Raw genomic sequence first — 275 nt, forward strand, 5'->3', positions numbered from 1 at the left:
CATTGGCTTGCAGGTGGGTGCTGTCGGTATAGAGAACCCGGCCGCCGACCATCCGGTAGTTCATGGCCTGATTGACGATGTCATCGAAGATGTCCTGATAGATGGAGGACTCGGCAAAGCGGCGACGGCGGGTCTGACAGAAGCTGGAGGCATCAATAACCTTGTCGGTCAGCCGCATGCGCAAGAACCAGCGATAGGCCACATTGAGGTGAATTTCCTGAACCAGGCGGCGCTCGCTGCGAATGCCAAAGAGATAGCCGATGAAGAGCATCTTG

1 protein-coding gene is annotated in these 275 nt (G+C 56.4%); it reads right to left on the reverse strand.

What is annotated here, in order from left to right; translation table 11 throughout:
• The coding region (locus tag ACW5W8_RS24065; RefSeq protein WP_498630933.1) for a transposase at positions 1–275 on the reverse strand (275 nt) is incomplete at both ends.

The sequence above is a fragment of the Aeromonas aquatilis genome, assembly GCF_054052405.1.